Origin of the sequence: Azospirillum oleiclasticum (assembly GCF_013423485.1) — a bacterium.
Taxonomy (GTDB): Bacteria; Pseudomonadota; Alphaproteobacteria; order Azospirillales; family Azospirillaceae; genus Azospirillum; species Azospirillum oleiclasticum.
The window spans coordinates 126,714-142,300 of sequence record NZ_JABFFR010000007.1 but is presented as its reverse complement, the minus strand read 5'-3'; the positions used below and the strand labels follow the sequence as shown (position 1 = coordinate 142,300).

At 72.4% G+C, this 15,587-nt stretch carries 18 protein-coding genes; 8 read left to right on the top strand and 10 right to left on the bottom strand.

What is annotated here, in order from left to right:
• Positions 1–47 precede the first annotated feature (47 nt).
• A complete protein-coding gene (locus HL658_RS10710; protein WP_246337469.1) occupies positions 48–575 on the bottom strand; it encodes an invasion associated locus B family protein in 528 nt (175 codons plus the stop codon).
• Between the two features lie 258 nt (positions 576–833).
• On the opposite strand from HL658_RS10710, the gene HL658_RS10705 reads away from it, so the two are divergent.
• From HL658_RS10705 to pncA, 4 genes are all read left to right on the top strand, one after another.
• Positions 834–1,409 (top strand): sigma-70 family RNA polymerase sigma factor, encoded by a 576-nt coding sequence (locus tag HL658_RS10705; RefSeq protein ID WP_180282205.1) that lies wholly within the window; start codon positions 834–836, stop codon positions 1,407–1,409.
• Complete coding sequence (locus HL658_RS10700) at positions 1,406–2,086, top strand: ChrR family anti-sigma-E factor (protein ID WP_180282062.1); 681 nt, start codon at positions 1,406–1,408, stop codon at positions 2,084–2,086. The genes HL658_RS10705 and HL658_RS10700 overlap by 4 nt, the downstream gene beginning before the upstream one ends.
• 12 nt (positions 2,087–2,098) lie before the next feature.
• Positions 2,099–3,052: a queuosine salvage family protein gene (locus tag HL658_RS10695; protein ID WP_211109708.1), complete on the top strand. Its 954-nt coding sequence runs from the start codon at positions 2,099–2,101 to the stop codon at positions 3,050–3,052.
• A 168-nt stretch (positions 3,053–3,220) separates the two neighbouring features.
• A complete protein-coding gene (pncA, locus tag HL658_RS10690; RefSeq protein ID WP_180282063.1) occupies positions 3,221–3,964 on the top strand; it encodes a bifunctional nicotinamidase/pyrazinamidase in 744 nt (247 codons plus the stop codon).
• An 11-nt stretch (positions 3,965–3,975) separates the two neighbouring features.
• Here the strand turns inward: pncA and HL658_RS10685 are convergent, their stop codons facing one another.
• A complete protein-coding gene (locus tag HL658_RS10685) occupies positions 3,976–4,578 on the bottom strand; it encodes an RNA methyltransferase (protein ID WP_180282064.1) in 603 nt (200 codons plus the stop codon).
• A 46-nt stretch (positions 4,579–4,624) separates the two neighbouring features.
• On the opposite strand from HL658_RS10685, the gene HL658_RS10680 reads away from it, so the two are divergent.
• Together HL658_RS10680 and HL658_RS10675 are read left to right on the top strand one after the other, a co-directional pair.
• The gene (locus HL658_RS10680) at positions 4,625–5,743 is read left to right on the top strand and encodes an asparaginase (protein WP_180282065.1); all 1,119 of its coding nucleotides are present in this window, start codon (positions 4,625–4,627) and stop codon (positions 5,741–5,743) included.
• A gap of 64 nt (positions 5,744–5,807) precedes the next feature.
• Entirely contained in the window at positions 5,808–6,659 is an 852-nt protein-coding gene (locus HL658_RS10675; RefSeq protein WP_180282066.1) for an AraC family transcriptional regulator, read from the top strand.
• A 42-nt stretch (positions 6,660–6,701) separates the two neighbouring features.
• Here HL658_RS10675 and HL658_RS10670 read toward each other — a convergent pair whose 3' ends face one another.
• The 5 genes from HL658_RS10670 to znuC form a co-directional block, all read right to left on the bottom strand.
• Positions 6,702–7,202, bottom strand: a complete 501-nt coding sequence (locus HL658_RS10670; RefSeq protein WP_180282067.1) for a L,D-transpeptidase family protein — start codon at positions 7,200–7,202, stop codon at positions 6,702–6,704.
• A 16-nt stretch (positions 7,203–7,218) separates the two neighbouring features.
• Positions 7,219–8,250: a hypothetical protein gene (locus HL658_RS10665; RefSeq protein ID WP_180282068.1), complete on the bottom strand. Its 1,032-nt coding sequence runs from the start codon at positions 8,248–8,250 to the stop codon at positions 7,219–7,221.
• 160 nt (positions 8,251–8,410) lie between these two features.
• Complete coding sequence (ribA, locus tag HL658_RS10660; protein WP_246337468.1) at positions 8,411–9,571, bottom strand: GTP cyclohydrolase II; 1,161 nt, start codon at positions 9,569–9,571, stop codon at positions 8,411–8,413.
• A 114-nt stretch (positions 9,572–9,685) separates the two neighbouring features.
• On the bottom strand, positions 9,686–10,471 hold the full coding sequence (gene znuB, locus HL658_RS10655; protein ID WP_180282069.1) for a zinc ABC transporter permease subunit ZnuB: 786 nt from the start codon (positions 10,469–10,471) through the stop codon (positions 9,686–9,688).
• Entirely contained in the window at positions 10,464–11,285 is an 822-nt protein-coding gene (znuC, locus tag HL658_RS10650; protein ID WP_180282070.1) for a zinc ABC transporter ATP-binding protein ZnuC, read from the bottom strand. The genes znuB and znuC overlap by 8 nt, the downstream gene beginning before the upstream one ends.
• A 112-nt stretch (positions 11,286–11,397) precedes the next feature.
• Here znuC and znuA point away from each other — a divergent pair, with 112 nt between their 5' ends.
• Both znuA and dapB read left to right on the top strand, forming a co-directional pair.
• A complete protein-coding gene (znuA, locus tag HL658_RS10645) occupies positions 11,398–12,339 on the top strand; it encodes a zinc ABC transporter substrate-binding protein ZnuA (RefSeq protein ID WP_180282071.1) in 942 nt (313 codons plus the stop codon).
• 68 nt (positions 12,340–12,407) lie between these two features.
• Positions 12,408–13,205 carry a 4-hydroxy-tetrahydrodipicolinate reductase gene (gene dapB, locus HL658_RS10640; protein WP_180282072.1) on the top strand — a complete coding sequence of 266 codons (798 nt, stop codon included), beginning with the start codon at positions 12,408–12,410 and terminating at the stop codon, positions 13,203–13,205.
• A 46-nt stretch (positions 13,206–13,251) separates the two neighbouring features.
• On the opposite strand, the gene HL658_RS10635 is transcribed toward dapB, so the two are convergent.
• From HL658_RS10635 to HL658_RS10625, 3 genes are all read right to left on the bottom strand, one after another.
• Positions 13,252–13,938, bottom strand: a complete 687-nt coding sequence (locus tag HL658_RS10635; RefSeq protein WP_180282073.1) for an L-2-amino-thiazoline-4-carboxylic acid hydrolase — start codon at positions 13,936–13,938, stop codon at positions 13,252–13,254.
• Positions 13,935–14,798: a methylated-DNA--[protein]-cysteine S-methyltransferase gene (locus HL658_RS10630; RefSeq protein ID WP_180282074.1), complete on the bottom strand. Its 864-nt coding sequence runs from the start codon at positions 14,796–14,798 to the stop codon at positions 13,935–13,937. The genes HL658_RS10635 and HL658_RS10630 overlap by 4 nt, the downstream gene beginning before the upstream one ends.
• Positions 14,799–14,990: 192 nt before the next feature.
• Positions 14,991–15,512, bottom strand: a complete 522-nt coding sequence (locus tag HL658_RS10625) for a DUF2244 domain-containing protein (protein WP_180282075.1) — start codon at positions 15,510–15,512, stop codon at positions 14,991–14,993.
• Positions 15,513–15,587 lie beyond the last annotated feature (75 nt).

Sequence of the window (15,587 nt, the reverse complement as noted above, 5' to 3'; positions counted from 1 at the left end):
ATAATGGCGAAGCGCCCGCCTGTCAAAACACCGGATGGCTTGGACGGTCAGCGCTTGACGTTGCAGGCCGTGCCCATCGCCTCGTAGGCGTCCGACACGCCGCTCAGGCTGTAGGTGTCGGTGGTGGTCGTGCCGCGCTGCGAGGTGCCCTTGATGGTCATGCTGCGCCCGGCCTTCATCGCCTGCACCAGCGCGCGGTCGGTTTCCGTGTCGCGGGCCCAGGCCGACTCCCCGTCGGTGAACAGCGAGTAGGCCTTGCCGTCGATGGTCACCGCGGCGTCCACACCCTTCTTCAGAGGGTAGCCCATCATGAAGCTGACCACGTCGAAGGTCTTCTCGGCGGGACGGTGCGTGATCAGCACATAGATGTCGCCGCGCTTGGCCGCCGCCGGTTCCTTCCTCTTGGGCTGGCTGGAGGCGTAGCAGACGGTGTTTCCGGATTCCTCGAAGGAGAAGGCGTTCCAGTCCTTGAAGGAACCCAGGACCTTCGGGTCGGCGGCCGCGGCCGCTCCAACCGAGACCGTGGCCGTAACGGCCGCGGCGACGGCAAGGCGGCGGATGGTGCTGTGGGGCATCATCGTTCCATTTTTTGTGCGCGGGATCGTGTGCGGGGACAGTAACCCATCACCAAAGGGGATTCCAACCCTGGTGCGCCCCGCCCTTGGCGATTGCCACAGCCGCGCCCGCCGCCGGGCCGGTGATCCGCCCAGCCCATGCTTGCGTAGGAACCAGGCATGAGACCAATCGAACGGGAAGCGACGCAGGCGCCGGACGCGCCCACCCTGCGTCAGGTCCGGCTTGTGCGCGGCGGCGTGTTCGCCTTCAATGCGGGCATGAGTGATCCCGCATCCCCGGCGGCCGATGCGGCGCCATCCATGGACGACCTGCTGGTGTCGGTCGGCCGCGACCGCGACCGCGTCGCCTTCGCCGCCCTGTTCGGCCATTTCGCCCCGCGGCTGAAGGCCTATCTGCGCCGTCTCGGCGCCGACCCGGTCGGCTGCGAGGAGCTGGTGCAGGAAGCCATGCTGATGGTGTGGCGCCGCGCGGACAGTTTCGACCCGCGTCAGGCCTCGGCCAGCACCTGGATCTTCACCATCGCCCGCAACAAGCGCGTCGATTCGCTGCGTCGCGAGCACCGGCCGGAGATCGACCCGGACGACCCCGCCCTCGTTCCCGATCCGGCGGAGGCCGCCGATCGGATGATCGAGGCGGCGCAGAGCACCGCGCGCCTGCGCGACGCGCTGCGCACCCTGCCGCCGGAGCAGGCGGAGCTTCTGCACCTCGCCTATTTCGAGGACAAGCCGCACAGCGTGATCGCGGTGGAGCGGGGCCTGCCGCTCGGCACCGTCAAGTCGCGGCTGCGTCTCGCCATGGACCGGCTGCGCAAGGCGTTGAGGGACGAGCAATGACCCTGCCGCGGCATCATCCGGGGGAGGCCCTGCTTCTCGACTACGCCAGCGGCCTGCTGGCCGAGCCGGTGGCGCTCGCCATCGCCACCCACCTCGCCTGCTGCCCCGCCTGCCGTCACGCCGTGGCGGAGATGGAGGCGGTCGGCGGCGCGCTGCTCGACGGGCTGGAGCCGGAGCCGGTGGCACCCGGCAGCCTGGAGGCGGTGATGGCCCGGCTGGACCGGGTGGACGCGCGATTCGCCGCCCCGCCCGCCCGGCCGTCCCGGCCGGCGGCGACCCCGCTGTTCCCGGAGCCGCTGCGCCGTTACGCCGGGGCGGACGGTCGCACGCTGCGCTGGACGCCGATGGTGCCGGGGATGAGCTGCGCCGTGGTGCCGGTCGGCGGTGCCGGCCGGTCGGGCGGGACGGCCGCCAAGGCGCGGCTGATGCGGATGCGCGGCAACCTGCCCATGCCCCGCCACACCCACGCCGGGGTGGAGATCACGGTCGTGCTCGACGGCGGCTTCCGCGACGAGCTGGGGGCCTTCGCGCGCGGCGACCTGTCCTTCGGCGACGCGTCCATCGACCACCAGCCGGTGGCGGATCCGGAGGGGTGCCTGTGTCTGTCCGTCACCGTCGGGCCGCTGCGGCTGACCGGGGCGGTCGGGCGCTTCCTCAACCCGTTCCTGAGCTTCTAGAGGCCGCGGCGGGTGACGCTGTTCGACAGCATCCGCGCTGCGGCGGCCGAGGTGGCGGCGGGGGCCCGGCACCTGCGGATCCGCCATGACCGCATCGCCGCCTTCGCCGCGTCCCTGCCGCTGACCAGCGCGCCCACCGGGCTCGACCCGGCGCTGCATTATGTGGAGCCGGAGCGCGATCCGGAGGGCACGGCGGCCTTCGTTCTGACCCTCGACAGCGTGAATTTCGGCTCCGGCTGGTTCCCGGCGGTGTTCGGGCCGCAGGCGTCCGGCTACGCGGAGGTGGCGGGCGCGCTCGCCGGCCACTTCCGCACCGGCGGCACGCCGACCGCCGCGGCGCTGGCGCGGCTGGACGGGACGGGGGCCGCGGCGCTGACCGGGCTCGATCCCCGCAACCCGGACGCCCGCGCGCTTGCGGACCTCTTCGCCCGCGCCCTGAACGACCTCGGCCGGCTGGTCGAGGCGGGGCATGGCGGGCGCTTCCTGGGGCTGGTGGAGGCCGCCGGCGGGTCGGCGGAGGCGCTGGTCCAGTCGCTGCGCCGCATGCCGCTGTTCGAGGATGTGGCGGACTGGCGCGGCCGGCGGGTGCCGTTTCTGAAGCGGGCGCAGATCGCCGTCGCCGATCTGGCGCTCGCCTTCGGCGGGCGGGGACCGGGGCGTTTCGCCGACGCCGGCCGGCTGACCATCTTCGCCGACAATCTGGTCCCCCATGTGCTGCGCCACGACGGGCTGCTCGACTACTCCCCGGATCTCGCCGCCCGCATCGACCGCGGCGAGCCGATTCCCGCCGGATCGGAGGAGGAGGTGGAGATCCGCGCCGCCGCCGTCCATGCGGTGGAACTGATGCGCGCGGCGCTGGGGGATGCCGTCACCTCCGTCCAGCTCGACCATATCCTGTGGAACCGTGGGGAAAGCGGCGGCTACCGCCGCTGGCCGCGGCACGCGACGCGGAGCGTCTTCTACTGACGCGGGCCCCGTTCTACCGACGCGGACTGTGTGCCGCATCCCCGGCCGGCGGCGGGAGTGCGCCTGCGTCCTCGACAACCATGCCGCGATGCGGGAAGAATGGCGGCGTGACGCGCAACCGGTCCGCCGCCCGCGCGCATCCGACCGGCCATCAGCAGGGGAACGATCATGGACCGTGATGCCTTGAACCGCCGCGACGCGCTGGCGCTCGCGGGTGCCGCCACCGCCGCCGCCACCGCCGTCGTGGGCCTGACCGGCAGCGCCGCCCTCGCGCAATCCGCCCGGATCACGCCGACGGCCACCGACGCGCTGATCGTGGTCGATGTGCAGAACGATTTCCTGCCGGGCGGCTCGCTCGCCGTGCCGCGCGGCGACGAGGTGATCGCGCCGATCAACGCGCTCTGCGAACGCTTCACCCACGTGGTGGTGACGCAGGACTGGCACCCCAAGGGGCACATGTCCTTCGCCTCCAGCCACCCCGGCAAGGCGCCGTTCGAAGTGATCACCGTCTCCTACGGCAACCAGGTCCTGTGGCCGGACCACTGCATCCAGGGGACGCGCGGGTCCGCGCTGTCCGACGCGCTGAAGGTGGACAAGGCCGAGCTGATCATCCGCAAGGGCTACAACCCGGCGATCGACAGCTATTCCGCCTTCGTCGAGGCCGACCGCAACACCAAGACGGGGCTCGCCTCCTACCTGCGGGAGCGCGGCATCCGCCGGGTCTTCGTGACCGGGCTGGCCACGGATTTCTGCGTCGGCTGGACCGCCATCGACGCCCGGCAGGCCGAGTTCGAGACGATCCTGATCGAGGATGCCTGCCGCGGGATCGACACCGGCGGCTCGATGGCGCGGGCGCTCGCGGGCATGCAGACCGCCGGTGTGGTGCGGATGACCAGCGCCGACATCGCCTGAGGACGTTGCCGCTACTCCGCCTCCGGCGCCACCGGATGCAGGCCGCCGGTGGCCCCTGTGTCGGGGTGGAGCCTCCGGCGCCGGCGGTCGCGGTTGCGGACCTTCTGCTTGCCGTGGATGTGGACGGGGGCGCTCTCGGTCGGGCCGCCGGTCCGCACCGGGCGTTCGGCGAAGCGGCCCAGGCAGATCATCCGGTCGTACATGACCAGGGCGCCGGCCACCCCGACGTTGACGCAGAAGCGGGTGGGGATCTTCACCACGAAGTCGCAGCGCTCGGCCAACGGCGCCGACAGGCTGCCGCGCTCCGGCCCCAGCACATAGGCGGCGCGCAGCGGGTGGCGGAAGCTGGGCAGCTCGATGGCGTCGTCGGTCAGCTCCACCCCCACCAGCGTGCAGTCGCGGGGCAGGGTGAAGGCGTCCAGGCTGTCGTGGACATAGACCGGCAGATGCACCCCGGCGTCGGAGGTGTCGACCAGATTCAGCTCGCGGAAATCCGGCTCCGGATCGATGGCGAAGAAGAAGGACGCCCCGAAGGCGTGCGCCGTGCGGACCAGGTTGCCGACGTTGCCGGGCTTGCTGATGCGTTCGACGCCGATGGCGAAGTAACCTCTCATGCGCGGAACCTTGCACAGCCCCGGCACTCCAGGCAAGGTTCCCGCCATGACGAACGATCATCACCACGACTGCTGCGGCGGTGACCATCATCATGGTCACGCCCATTCCCACCACCCCGCGGAGGGGCGCGCCGATCTGGACGGGCCGGCCGGCTCGCCGATCCTCATCGAGGTGACGCGCGGCGGCATGGTGGAATCCGTGCACCGCGGGCGCGCCGCGGTGGTCGATGCGCGCGGCGGCATCCTGGCGCAGTGGGGCGATGTGCGGGCCCCGGTCTACGCCCGCTCTTCGGTCAAGCCGCTGCAGGCGATCCCGCTGGTGGAGACGGGGGCGGCCGACGCCTTCGCCGTCAGCACGGAGGAGCTGGCGCTCGCCTGCGCCTCCCACAACGGGGAGGAGCGGCACACGCAGGTGGCCGGCCGCTGGCTGGCCCGCATGGGCCTATCCCCCGCCGACCTCGAATGCGGGGCGCAGATCCCCTACGACGTGGAGACGGGCAACGCCCTGCTGCTGCGCGGCGAGGCGCCGTCCACGCTGCACAACAACTGCTCGGGCAAGCACACGGGCTTCCTCGCCACGGCGCTGCACAAGGGGGAGCCGACCAAGGGCTATGTCCGCTACGACCACCCGGTGCAACAGCGCATCCTGGGCGTGACGGAGCAGATGACCGGGCAGGACCTGTCGCGCGCCCCCTGGGGCATCGACGGCTGCTCCATCCCGACCATCGGCATCCCGCTGGAGGCGGTGGCCTACGCCATGGCCCGCATCGCCGATCCGCGCGACCTGCCCGAGCGGCGGGCGCAGGCGGTGACCCGCATCCGCGAGGCGTGGACGGCGCACCCCTACCTGATCGCCGGCCGCGACACCTTCGACACCGCGATCATGGAGGCGGCCGGCGGTGCGGTGCTGGTCAAGCAGGGGGCGGAGGGGTTCGGCGTCGCGGTCCTGCCGCGGCTGGGTCTCGGCGTCGCCCTGAAGATCGACGATGGTGCGGCCCGCGCCCGCGACATCGCCATGGGTGCCCTGATCCGCTCGCTGCGCGCGGTCGATGACGCGCTGTGGACGACGGCGCCGGGGCTGCTCGCCACCCCCATCACCAGCCGGGCCGGTGCGGAGGTGGGCACGGTGCGGGCGGCACTCGCCTGGCCGCCCGCGGCAGCTTAGCAAGCGCGATCAAGCGGGGCCGGGATAGGGTTGGCTGGTCAACGGCTGTCATCCGAGGAACCCGATGCCCCGCTCCGGCACCCTGATCGCGTATGGACGGCGGATCGAGCGTGTGGTCGCCCATCTGGCCGCGCATCTCGACGAGCCGCTCGATCTCGACCGGCTGGCCGGGGTGGCCTGCTTCTCCCCCTACCATTTCCACCGCATCTACCGGGCCATGACCGGGGAGACGGCGGCCGACACGCTGCGGCGGCAACGCCTGATGCGCGCCGCGGCGGAGCTGGTCAGGGATGGGGCCGCCATGCCCGCCATCGCACGGCGGGCCGGCTACGGCAGCGTCGCCGCCTTCACCCGCGCTTTCGGGCAGGCCTACGGGATCGCGCCCGCGGCCTACCGGCGGCAGGGGCGGCTGGTTCCTCCGAGGACGGCTTCCAACGAACCGGAGGCATCCATGGACGACGTCATCATCCGCGAGCTGTCACCCGTGCGCGTGGCCGCCCTGGCCCACCGCGGCCCCTACACCGCCATCGGCTCCACCTTCGACCGGCTCGCCGCCTGGGCTGGCCCACGCGGTCTGATGGGGCCCGACGCCCGCTACTTCGGTGTCTATTACGACGATCCGGACAGCGTTCCGGCGGACCGCCTGCGTTCCGACGCCTGCGTCACGGTGGGGCCGGAGGTGACGGGCGACGGCGATGTGCGCATCATCGAGATCGCCGGCGGCACCCACGCGGTGCTGCGCCACCAGGGCCCCTACGCGGAGCTGGAGGGCGCCTACCGCCGCCTCTACCGCGGCTGGCTGCCGACCAGCGGTCGGGAACCGGCCGACCGTCCCTGCTTCGAGGAGTATCTGAACGACTGCAAGACCCTGCCGCCGGCGGAGTGGCTGACCGACATCTGCCTGCCGCTGGCGTGACGGGGGGCTGTTGACGCCGGCCCAACCGGTCCGGGGCCGGCGTCAACCTTCCGTCACGACCAGCGCGTCGCCCGGCGCGCAGTCCGCCAGCAGCCGCAGCAGGTCGGGCAGGGGCAGCGCCACGCAGCCGGCGGTGGGGGCGCCCGCCGGGTCGGCGACGTGCAGGAACACCGCACTTCCCATCCCCGGCACGACGGGATCGTCATTGTGGCCCAGCACGACGATCACGTCGTACAGCCCGTCCGCCCGCCACAGCTCCTCGTGGCTCGGCGCGAATGGCAGCCTGACCGGGCGGTTGTAGGCGGGATGGGCCGGGTCGTCGCACCAGCCGTCGTCGGTCGCGATTGCATCGCAGGGCAGGGCGGTCGCCGGGCGCGCCAGCCGGTCGGCCCGCCACAGCACGCGGCGCAGCGGGAAACGGCCGACCGGGGTCGCCCCGTCCCCCTCCCGCTTGTCGGCCCGCACACCGCCGCGGCCGAGCCGGCAGGGAAGGCTGCCACCGGGCCAGTCCAGCCGCCCGTCCGCGTAAACCCTGATCTCCATCGCCGCGCGATCCTTCCTACCCGTCGACCCGCGTGCCGGGGCCGGCCTTGGCCGCCGCGGCGCGTCGCGCGGCCTCGTACTTGGCGAGGTTGCGCATCATCACATCCGGCAGCATGGCGGGCGGCACGCCGTTGGGCGCGCTGGCGGCCTGTGCCGCAGCGGCCTGTGCGGCGGGAGCCGGCGTGGCCGAAGCCTCCGCCGCTTGCTGGGCCGCGGCCGGCGCGGTGCCGGCGGCAGGGGCGGCCTGCGGCGGTGCCACGGCGGCGGTCGGCTTCGCGGTGGCGGCAGCCGGTGTGCCCGGCGCATCGCCGAGACGGGCGAAGCGCTGCTGGTTCGCCATAGCCGCCGCCTGCTTGGCCTGCATGGTGTTGGCGGGGATCGTGTCGCGGGCCGGCATCTTGCTCGGCCGATGGTCGCCGGTCGGGCTCGCCAGCGCGTCGCGCAGGGGCAGCCCGTTGGCCGCAGCCTGCAGCCGGGCGGCAGCGTCGGTCGGCGGGACGGCCGACGCGGTGGGGCGCAACGCGGCGTTGGCGGCGGCGGCCAGGGTCTGGGGCGTCGCGGGTGGAACCGCGGTCGCGGCGGCAGCGGCGGTTCCGCCGGCGGCGCCCGGAGCGGCGGTCGGCGCACCCGGCGTCGGCGCCTTGCCCTGGGTCCCCGCCTCTGCGACGGCCGTTGCGCCTGCCGCCGCCGCCGGCTTGTCCTCGAAGCCGAGCGAGGCCAGCATGTGGCCGCCCAGGTCGTGGCCGGTCGACTGCTCCAGCACCGCGTTGGCGATGGCCGCGGCCCCGCCGATCACGCCGCCGAACAGGATGCCGCCCATCACGCGGGCCGGCGCGTTGATCTCGTCGCCGGTCACGGCGCGGTAGATGCTGTTGACGATCGGGATGTGCTGCAGCGGGTTGACCACGTCCAGCACGTCCCAGAAGGACATGTCGGCCTGCGCTTCCGGCATCCCGTCGGCGTTCCGGGGCATGGAGGCCGACGCGGCACGGTCGCGCTGGACCGGCCTTGCGGCGGCGGCGGCGTCGATGGTGGTGTCGGTGGTCATGCCTGGAACTCCCGGCTCGGTCATCCACCCCGATCCAGCAAGTGGCGTGCCAGCGGGGAGTCCAGGGATTCCGCGGGTTCCCCCGCAACCTCCGGTGCCCATCGGCAAAAGCTGCCGGTGCGGAACCGATTCCTGCCGGCCCGGTGTGACCCCGACGGCGTCAGAACATGTGACCGCTGCGTTCGGCCTTGGTGCGCAGGTAGCCTTCGTTGTGGCCGTTGGTGGGGAAGACGTGGGGCACCCGCTCCACCACCTCGATCCCGCAGCGGGCCAGCTCGCGCAGCTTGTCGGGGTTGTTGGTCATCAGCCGCACCCGCCCGAATCCCAACTGGCGCAGCATCTCCGCCGCCGGCAGATAGACGCGCTCGTCCGCCTCGAAGCCCAGCATCTCGTTGGCGTCGACCGTGTCGAAGCCGGCGTCCTGGATGCGGTAGGCGCGCAGCTTGTTGACCAGCCCGATGCCCCGCCCCTCCTGCGCCAGATAGAGCAGCACGCCGCTGCCGGCGCGCGCGATCTCCGCGATGGCGCCGCGGAGCTGGTCGCCGCAGTCGCAGCGCAGGCTGCCCAGCAGATCGCCGGTGAAGCATTCCGAATGCAGCCGCGCCAGCACCGGCTCCGCCGGATCGGGGCTGCCGATGACGATGGCCAGATGCTCCGGCCCTCCGTCGGCCGGGCGGAAGGCGACGATTTCCGTCGCCTCGGCCAGTTCCAGCGGCACCCGCGCCTGCGCCACCCGGCGCAGCGTGCGGGCGGCGTGGGTGCGGTAATCGGTGACGTCCAGCGCGCGCACATGCAGCAGGTCTCGGCGCTGCGCCCAGGCGATGCCGTCCCCGCGCAGCGTGACCGGCGCCACCACGGCGGCCGGCAGCAGCCGGCCGAGCCGCGCCAGCTCCACCGCCGCCGCCTCGCGCGTGCCGGGCTCGGACACCGCCGCGACCAGCCCGGCCGGCAGGGCCACGCCACGCCGCAACTCCGGGTCGGCGAGCGCGCGGGCGTCGTCGGCACACAGCCCGCCGGGGGCGGCGAAGGTGACGACGCCCGTCCCCTCCTGCATGGCGTTCAGCACCACCGCGCGGCGGCGGGTGACCGCCAGCACCGGCTCGCCGCCGGCCGTCCGCTTCAGCCGGGCCAGGCTGTCGGACGTCGCCATCTCCACCGACAGGGCGACGCAGAGGCTGCCGTCCGTTCCCTCCACCGCCACCGGTTCCCCCCGGCGCATGGCGGCGACGGCGCGGTCGACCGTCCGCAGCGCGGCTTCGTCCAGGGGATGGGGCGGGATGCTGTGCAAGTCGGCGTACATCGGGGGCGTCGGATCGGTCATGGGGCCGGCGGATCGGATTCGACAGATGGTGCGGTCGTCCGGCCGTTCCCAGTCGGCGACGGTCCCACTTCGGCGCGTGTCTGGCAAGCGAATCCGGAACGTCGGGGCATGGGGTCAGGCCCGCTGCGGCACGGCGACGCTGGCGACGAACAGGGCGAGTGCGGCCACCACCACGCCCGGTCCGGCCGGCAGGTCCCAGGCGAGCGAGGCCGACAGCCCCGCCCCCACCGCCACCGCACCCAGCAGGGAGGCGAGTGCCGCCATCCCCTCCGGCGTCGTGGCGAAGCGGCGGGCGGTCGCCGCGGGGATGATCAGCAGCGAGGTGATCAGCAGGATCCCTACGATCTTCATCGACACCGCGATGACCAGCGCGATCAGCAGCATGAAGGCCAGCCGCAGGGCGGTGACCGGAAGCCCCTCCACCCGCGCCAGATCCTCGTCCACCGTCACCGCCAGCAGCGGCCGCCACAGGACCGCCAGCCCGGTCATAGCCACCGCCCCGCCACCGGCGATCCAGACGAGGTCGCCCACCGTCACCGACAGGATGTCGCCGAACAGATAGGCGATCAGGTCGACCCGCAAGGTCTCCAGGAAGGCCAGCACCACCAGCCCCAGCGACAGGGCGGAGTGGGAGAGGATGCCGAGCAGCGTGTCGGTCGCCAGCGTCCGCCGCTCCTGCAGCCCCACCAGAGCGAGCGCCAGCGCCACGCACACCCCCACCACCCCGACCATCGGGCTGACGTCCAGCAGGAAGCCCAGCGTCACACCCAGCAGGGCGGAGTGTGCCAGCGTGTCGCCGAAATAGGCCATGCGCCGCCACACCACGAAGCTGCCCAGCGGCCCGGCCAGCAGCGCCACCCCGACCCCGGCCAGCAGCGCACGGACGAGGAAGTCATCCATGGTGGCAGCCTTCTCCATGGCCCTCTGGGTGGTGGTGGCCGTCGGGCAGCGGGACGACATGGCCGTCGCCGGCGTGCGCGTGGTCGTGCCGGTGGGTGTAGACGGCGACCTCCGCCGCAAAGCGGCCGAACAGGGCGTTGAACTCCGGATGCCGGCTCACGTCCTCCGGCGTGCCGGAGCAGCAGACATGCCGGTTGATGCAGACCACCCGGTGGGTGCGCGCCATCACCGTGTGCAGGTCGTGGCTGACCATCAGCACCCCGCAGCCGCGCGCCCTTCGGGCGGCGTCGATGCGGGCGAACAGCTCCGCCTGGCCCTGCACGTCGACCGCCTGGTCCGGCTCGTCCAGCACCAGCAGTTCCGGGTCGGACAGCAGGGCGCGGGCCAGCAGCACCCGCTGCATCTCCCCGCCCGAGATGGCCTGCACCGGGCTGTCGGCCACCCGGCCGACCCCCACCTCCTCCAGCGCCGCGGCGATGCGGGCAGGCTCCACCCGGCGCCACAGGCCGAGGAAGCGGCGCACCGTCAGCGGCAGGGTGGCGTCGATGGCGAGCTTCTGCGGCATGTAGCCGACGCGCAGCCACGGCCGCCGCCGCACCGTCCCGGCGGTCGGCCGCACCAGCCCCAGCACGGCGCGCACCAGCGTCGTCTTGCCCGCACCGTTGGGGCCGACCAGCGTGACGATCTCCCCCGCGGACACGGTGAGGTCGACACGCTCCAGCACCGGGCGCCCGCCCAGCGTGACGCCGAGGCCGATGGCCTGCACCAGGACGGGCGCCCGGTCGGGGGATGGGGCGGATGGATGGGTTGACATGATACGTTATAACGTGACAGATCAGGGTGTCGGGTCCACCCTATGCCCACGAATCAACCCGCTGTCCAGCCTCCTGTCCTGTCGCGGGGGGCTCGCCGCGTTGGAGTCTGCCATGCGCCGCATTTTCGTGTCCGCCGCCCTCCTCCTCGCCACCGCGCTGCCGGCCGCCGCCGAGGCGCCCAAAGTGGTCGCCTCGATCAAGCCGGTGCACTCCATCGTCGCCGCGGTGATGCAGGGGGTGGGGGAGCCGCAGCTCGTGGTGAAGGGCGCCGCCTCCCCCCACACCTACGCGCTGAAGCCGTCGGACGCGCGCGCCCTCCAGGACGCCAGGCTGGTCTTCTGGGTCGGGCCGGAGCTGGAGGGTTTCCTCGCCAAGCCGCTGAAGGTCAACGCCACGAAGGCCCGTGCCGTGTCTCTGATGGGCATCCCCGGCCTGCCGCTGCTGGAAACCCGCGAGGGCGGAGCGTGGGAGGAGGACGACCACGGCCACAGCCATGGGCACAGCCACGCCCACGAACACGGGCACGACGACCATGAGGAGCACAACGCCCACATCTGGCTCGACCCGCGCAACGTGCGCCTGATGGTCGGCGCGGTGGCCGAGACGCTTGCCAAGGCCGACCCGGCCAACGCCGCGGCCTACAGCGCCAACGCCACGGCCTACGCCGCCCGGATCGACGCGCTGGATGCGGAGCTGGAGCGCACGCTGGCGCCGCTGCGCGACCGGCCCTTCGTGGTGTTCCACGACGCCTACCCCTATCTGGAGAACCGCTACGACCTGAACGCGGTCGGCGCCATCACCGTCAACCCGGAACGCCGCCCCTCGGCCAAGCGGCTGAAGGAGATCCGCGCCAAGATCGCCGGGCTCGACGCCGCCTGCGTCTTCGCCGAGCCGCAGTTCGAGCCGGCGCTGGTCAACACCATCATCGAGGGAACCGGCGCCAGGAAGGGCGTGCTCGATCCGGAGGGGGCGGATATTCCCGACGGCCCCGACCTCTACCCCACGCTGATGCGCCGCAACGCCGCCGCACTCGTCGACTGCCTGAAGGGCTGAGGTTCCCGAAGCCGGCCCCCTGTGCTACCCAGGGCGTCCAATCGCGGAATGGACGGGGGGAGATCGCCATGAAGATCGGTGTGGTCGGCTGCGCGGGGCGCATGGGCCAGATGCTGGTGCGCGAGATCGCCGCCACCAAGGGTGCCACCCTCGCCGGCGGCACGGAGCGGGTGGGTGGCCCGGCGCTTGGCAAGGACATCGGCGCGCTGGCCGGGATCGACCCGGCCGGCGTCGTCGCCATCGATGATCCGGCCGTCCTGTTCGCCGAGGCCGACGCGGTCATCGACTTCACCAGCCCCGAGGCGGTGGAGCGGCACGCGGCGCTGGCCGCGCAAAGCCAGACCGTGCTGGTGATCGGCACCACCGGCCTGAACCCCCGCCAGACGGAGGCGGTGGCGCTCGCCGCCACCCACACGCCCATCGTGCACGCCGCCAACATGTCGGTGGGTGTGGTGCTCCTGAGCAAGCTGGTGGAGCAGGTCGCGCGGACCTTGGGCATCGACTACGACATCGAGGTGGTGGAGATGCACCACCGCCACAAGGTGGACGCCCCCTCCGGCACCGCGCTGACGCTGGGGCGCGCCGCCGCGGCCGGCCGCGGCGTGCCGCTGGAGGAGGTCTGGCAGAAGACCCGCGACGGCCACACCGGCCCGCGCAAGGCCGGCGACATCGGCTTCGCCACGCTGCGCGGCGGCGATGTGGTGGGCGACCACACCGTGGTCTTCGCCGGCGAGGGCGAGCGCATCGAGCTGACCCACAAGGCGTCCAGCCGCGTCATCTACGCCCGCGGCGCCGTCCGCGCGGCGCTTTGGGCGCGCGACAAGAAGCCGGGTCTCTACGGGATGGAGGACGTGCTGGGGTTGTAGGACACGGACGCATCGCCGCCCGCCTCGACGGGGCGGGCGGCAGCGCCTATTCCTTGCGGTCCGGCACGAGGGCGCGGAACCGGAAGTCGCAGTGCTCCGCACCGCCGGCCCGGGTCTGCGTCCGGTCGAGGTGGATGCCCTGCGCGGCGTAGGCGTCGAAATCGAGCCCGCAGATGCTCGGCAACAGCGCGTCGTCACCATGGCGTGCGGCGAATTTGCAGATGCCGCATCCCGTGTAATTGATGCCGAACGCGAACCCGTCACCTGGTCCCGGTTCGACGAACTCGTAGACGAAGTCTTCGGAAAACTCTTCCAGCCGGCTCCTGGCCGCCTGCTCGCGCAGATGGGCCCGGTTCTCCGGGGACAGGAACCGGCGCCCCGCGGCAAGACGCGCCTCCGCGGGCAGTGCCAGCCACTCCGCCTTGTAGGTTTCCCGCCCGATGTCGCCGATCACCGGCAGCGGCACGCCGTGCCGCCGGAGCACCCGGCCGATGGCGACGAAGCCCATCAGGCGCATGAAGAAATCGCTCATGCGGCTGGCGGTGCCGCCGACATAGGGCAGCTGGGTCAGCACCACGGCGAACTCGTCCATCACCTCCCGGCGGATCCGATCGCCGTCGTGGAGACCCGCGCGCTCGCGCAGCATCGGTTCGGCGAGGTCGAGGCGCTGGCGCATCGCGGCCTCCATGGCGTCGCGATGCGACTCGTAGAAGGGGTGGATGGTGCCGGTCATGCCGCGATCCCTTCCGACGACAGGCGCCGCGCCTGCTCCCAGGCCAGCAGGGCCTTCTTGCGGGGCACGCCGTAGCGGTAGTTGTGGATGACGCCGGATTTCTGGATCACCCGGTGGCAGGGGATCAGGATGCAGACCGGGTTGCGCCCGACCGCGCGGCCCACCGCGCGCAGCGCGGTCGGCTGGCCGATCGCCTTCGCCACATCCTCGTAGCTGACGATGGCGCCGGAGGGGATGCGCAGCAGCGCCTCCCACACCTTGACCTGGAAGTTGGTGCCGCGCAGCAGCAGGCGGGTCGGCTCCGCCGCCTTCGCCCAGCCCAGCGCCTGTGCGACCACCGGCTCCGTCGTGTGGGGGTCCTCCACCAGCCTGGCGGCCGGCCATTCGGCGGTGAACTCGGCCCAGGCGCCGGCCTCGTCCCCATCCTCGGCGAAGCTCAGCCAGCAGACGCCGCGCTCGGTGGTGCCGATCAGCACGCGGCCCAGCGGCGTGTCGTGGAAGCCCCAGCGGATGGTCAGCCCGTCGCCCAGCGCCTTGTACTCGCCCGGCGTGATCGCCTCGCAGGCGATGAACAGGTCGTGCAGCCGCGACGGGCCGGACAGCCCGACGTCCAGCGCCGCGTCCAGCACGCTGTGGTTCTCCGCCAGCAGGCGCTTGGCGTGGTCCAGCGTCAGGAACTGCACGAAGCGCTTGGGGCTGATGCCGGCCCAGCGGGTGAACAGGCGCTGGAAATGGAAGGGGCTGAAGCCCGCCACCGCGGCGAGCTCCTCCAGCGAGGGCTGCTCGCTCCAATTCTCGATCAGGTGATCGATGGCGGCGGCGAAGGCGCGGTAGTGGATGGCATCGGGATCGGCGGTCATGACCGGCCTCGCGTGGTGGTCGTCGTGGAACGCGAAGGGTAGCGGTTCCGCAGGGCCGTCCAACCCGATTCTTGCTCTGAGCAGATTGCCCAGATCGGGCCACAGGTGGCCCGGCCTGGGCAATCTGCGGACTCTATGGATTTGCAGGATTTCCGAGCCCGTCCATTCGTGGGCGGAGTTCGGAAATCCTGCTTAGCCGGCGGGGGCCGCCGAACAGGGGTTGCGGCGCCACGACTCGAGCGCGCCGTTCAGCGCCTTGGCGAACTCCAGCCGCTCGTCGGGCGACAGGAAGGAGCCCACCACCACCGAGGTGCCGTGCGAGGACAGGGTGACCTGGCTTTCATGCCGCGGCGGATCGTCCATGCTCACCCGCAGCCAGAAGGGCTGGAAGGTCCAGCTGCGCTCCGGCTTGCGGGCGTCCACCCGCTTCACCGTCAGGTCGGCGCTGGTCAGCCGCACCCGTTCGTAAAGCCGCGCCGCGCGGTAGTTGGCGCGGAAGGCCAGCCAGACGATCAGCACGTCCAGACCGAAGAAGCCGAAGACCGGCCATGCCCCCTTGGCCAGGAAGGCGCCGCCCACCACCAGGCTGACCGCCACCAGCGCCAGCATCAGGATGCGGAACCCCTTGGGTCCCAGGCTGCGGTGCGGGTGCAGGACCGCGTCGAAGAAGACGCGCGGCGCGGACGGGGCGGGGGTGTCGGCGGCGATGGTCATGGGACAAGGATATGGTGGATTCCCATTTTCCGTAAAGCCGGTGCGTTTGCGCTCCGCCATCCGGGCGGCTACAGT

Excerpts from the sequence above, each read along its gene's own strand:
- HL658_RS10710 (WP_246337469.1), bottom strand. The coding sequence starts at position 575 with ATGCCCCACAGCACCATCCGCCGCCTTGCCGTCGCCGCGGCCGTTACG.
- HL658_RS10705 (WP_180282205.1), top strand. The coding sequence starts at position 834 with ATGAGTGATCCCGCATCCCCGGCGGCCGATGCGGCGCCATCCATGGAC.
- HL658_RS10700 (WP_180282062.1), top strand. The coding sequence starts at position 1,406 with ATGACCCTGCCGCGGCATCATCCGGGGGAGGCCCTGCTTCTCGACTAC.
- pncA (WP_180282063.1), top strand. The coding sequence starts at position 3,221 with ATGGACCGTGATGCCTTGAACCGCCGCGACGCGCTGGCGCTCGCGGGT.
- HL658_RS10685 (WP_180282064.1), bottom strand. The coding sequence starts at position 4,578 with ATGAGAGGTTACTTCGCCATCGGCGTCGAACGCATCAGCAAGCCCGGC.
- HL658_RS10680 (WP_180282065.1), top strand. The coding sequence starts at position 4,625 with ATGACGAACGATCATCACCACGACTGCTGCGGCGGTGACCATCATCAT.
- HL658_RS10675 (WP_180282066.1), top strand. The coding sequence starts at position 5,808 with ATGCCCCGCTCCGGCACCCTGATCGCGTATGGACGGCGGATCGAGCGT.
- HL658_RS10670 (WP_180282067.1), bottom strand. The coding sequence starts at position 7,202 with ATGGAGATCAGGGTTTACGCGGACGGGCGGCTGGACTGGCCCGGTGGC.
- HL658_RS10665 (WP_180282068.1), bottom strand. The coding sequence starts at position 8,250 with ATGACCACCGACACCACCATCGACGCCGCCGCCGCCGCAAGGCCGGTC.
- ribA (WP_246337468.1), bottom strand. The coding sequence starts at position 9,571 with ATGACCGATCCGACGCCCCCGATGTACGCCGACTTGCACAGCATCCCG.
- znuB (WP_180282069.1), bottom strand. The coding sequence starts at position 10,471 with ATGGATGACTTCCTCGTCCGTGCGCTGCTGGCCGGGGTCGGGGTGGCG.
- znuC (WP_180282070.1), bottom strand. The coding sequence starts at position 11,285 with ATGTCAACCCATCCATCCGCCCCATCCCCCGACCGGGCGCCCGTCCTG.
- znuA (WP_180282071.1), top strand. The coding sequence starts at position 11,398 with ATGCGCCGCATTTTCGTGTCCGCCGCCCTCCTCCTCGCCACCGCGCTG.
- dapB (WP_180282072.1), top strand. The coding sequence starts at position 12,408 with ATGAAGATCGGTGTGGTCGGCTGCGCGGGGCGCATGGGCCAGATGCTG.
- HL658_RS10635 (WP_180282073.1), bottom strand. The coding sequence starts at position 13,938 with ATGACCGGCACCATCCACCCCTTCTACGAGTCGCATCGCGACGCCATG.
- HL658_RS10630 (WP_180282074.1), bottom strand. The coding sequence starts at position 14,798 with ATGACCGCCGATCCCGATGCCATCCACTACCGCGCCTTCGCCGCCGCC.
- HL658_RS10625 (WP_180282075.1), bottom strand. The coding sequence starts at position 15,512 with ATGACCATCGCCGCCGACACCCCCGCCCCGTCCGCGCCGCGCGTCTTC.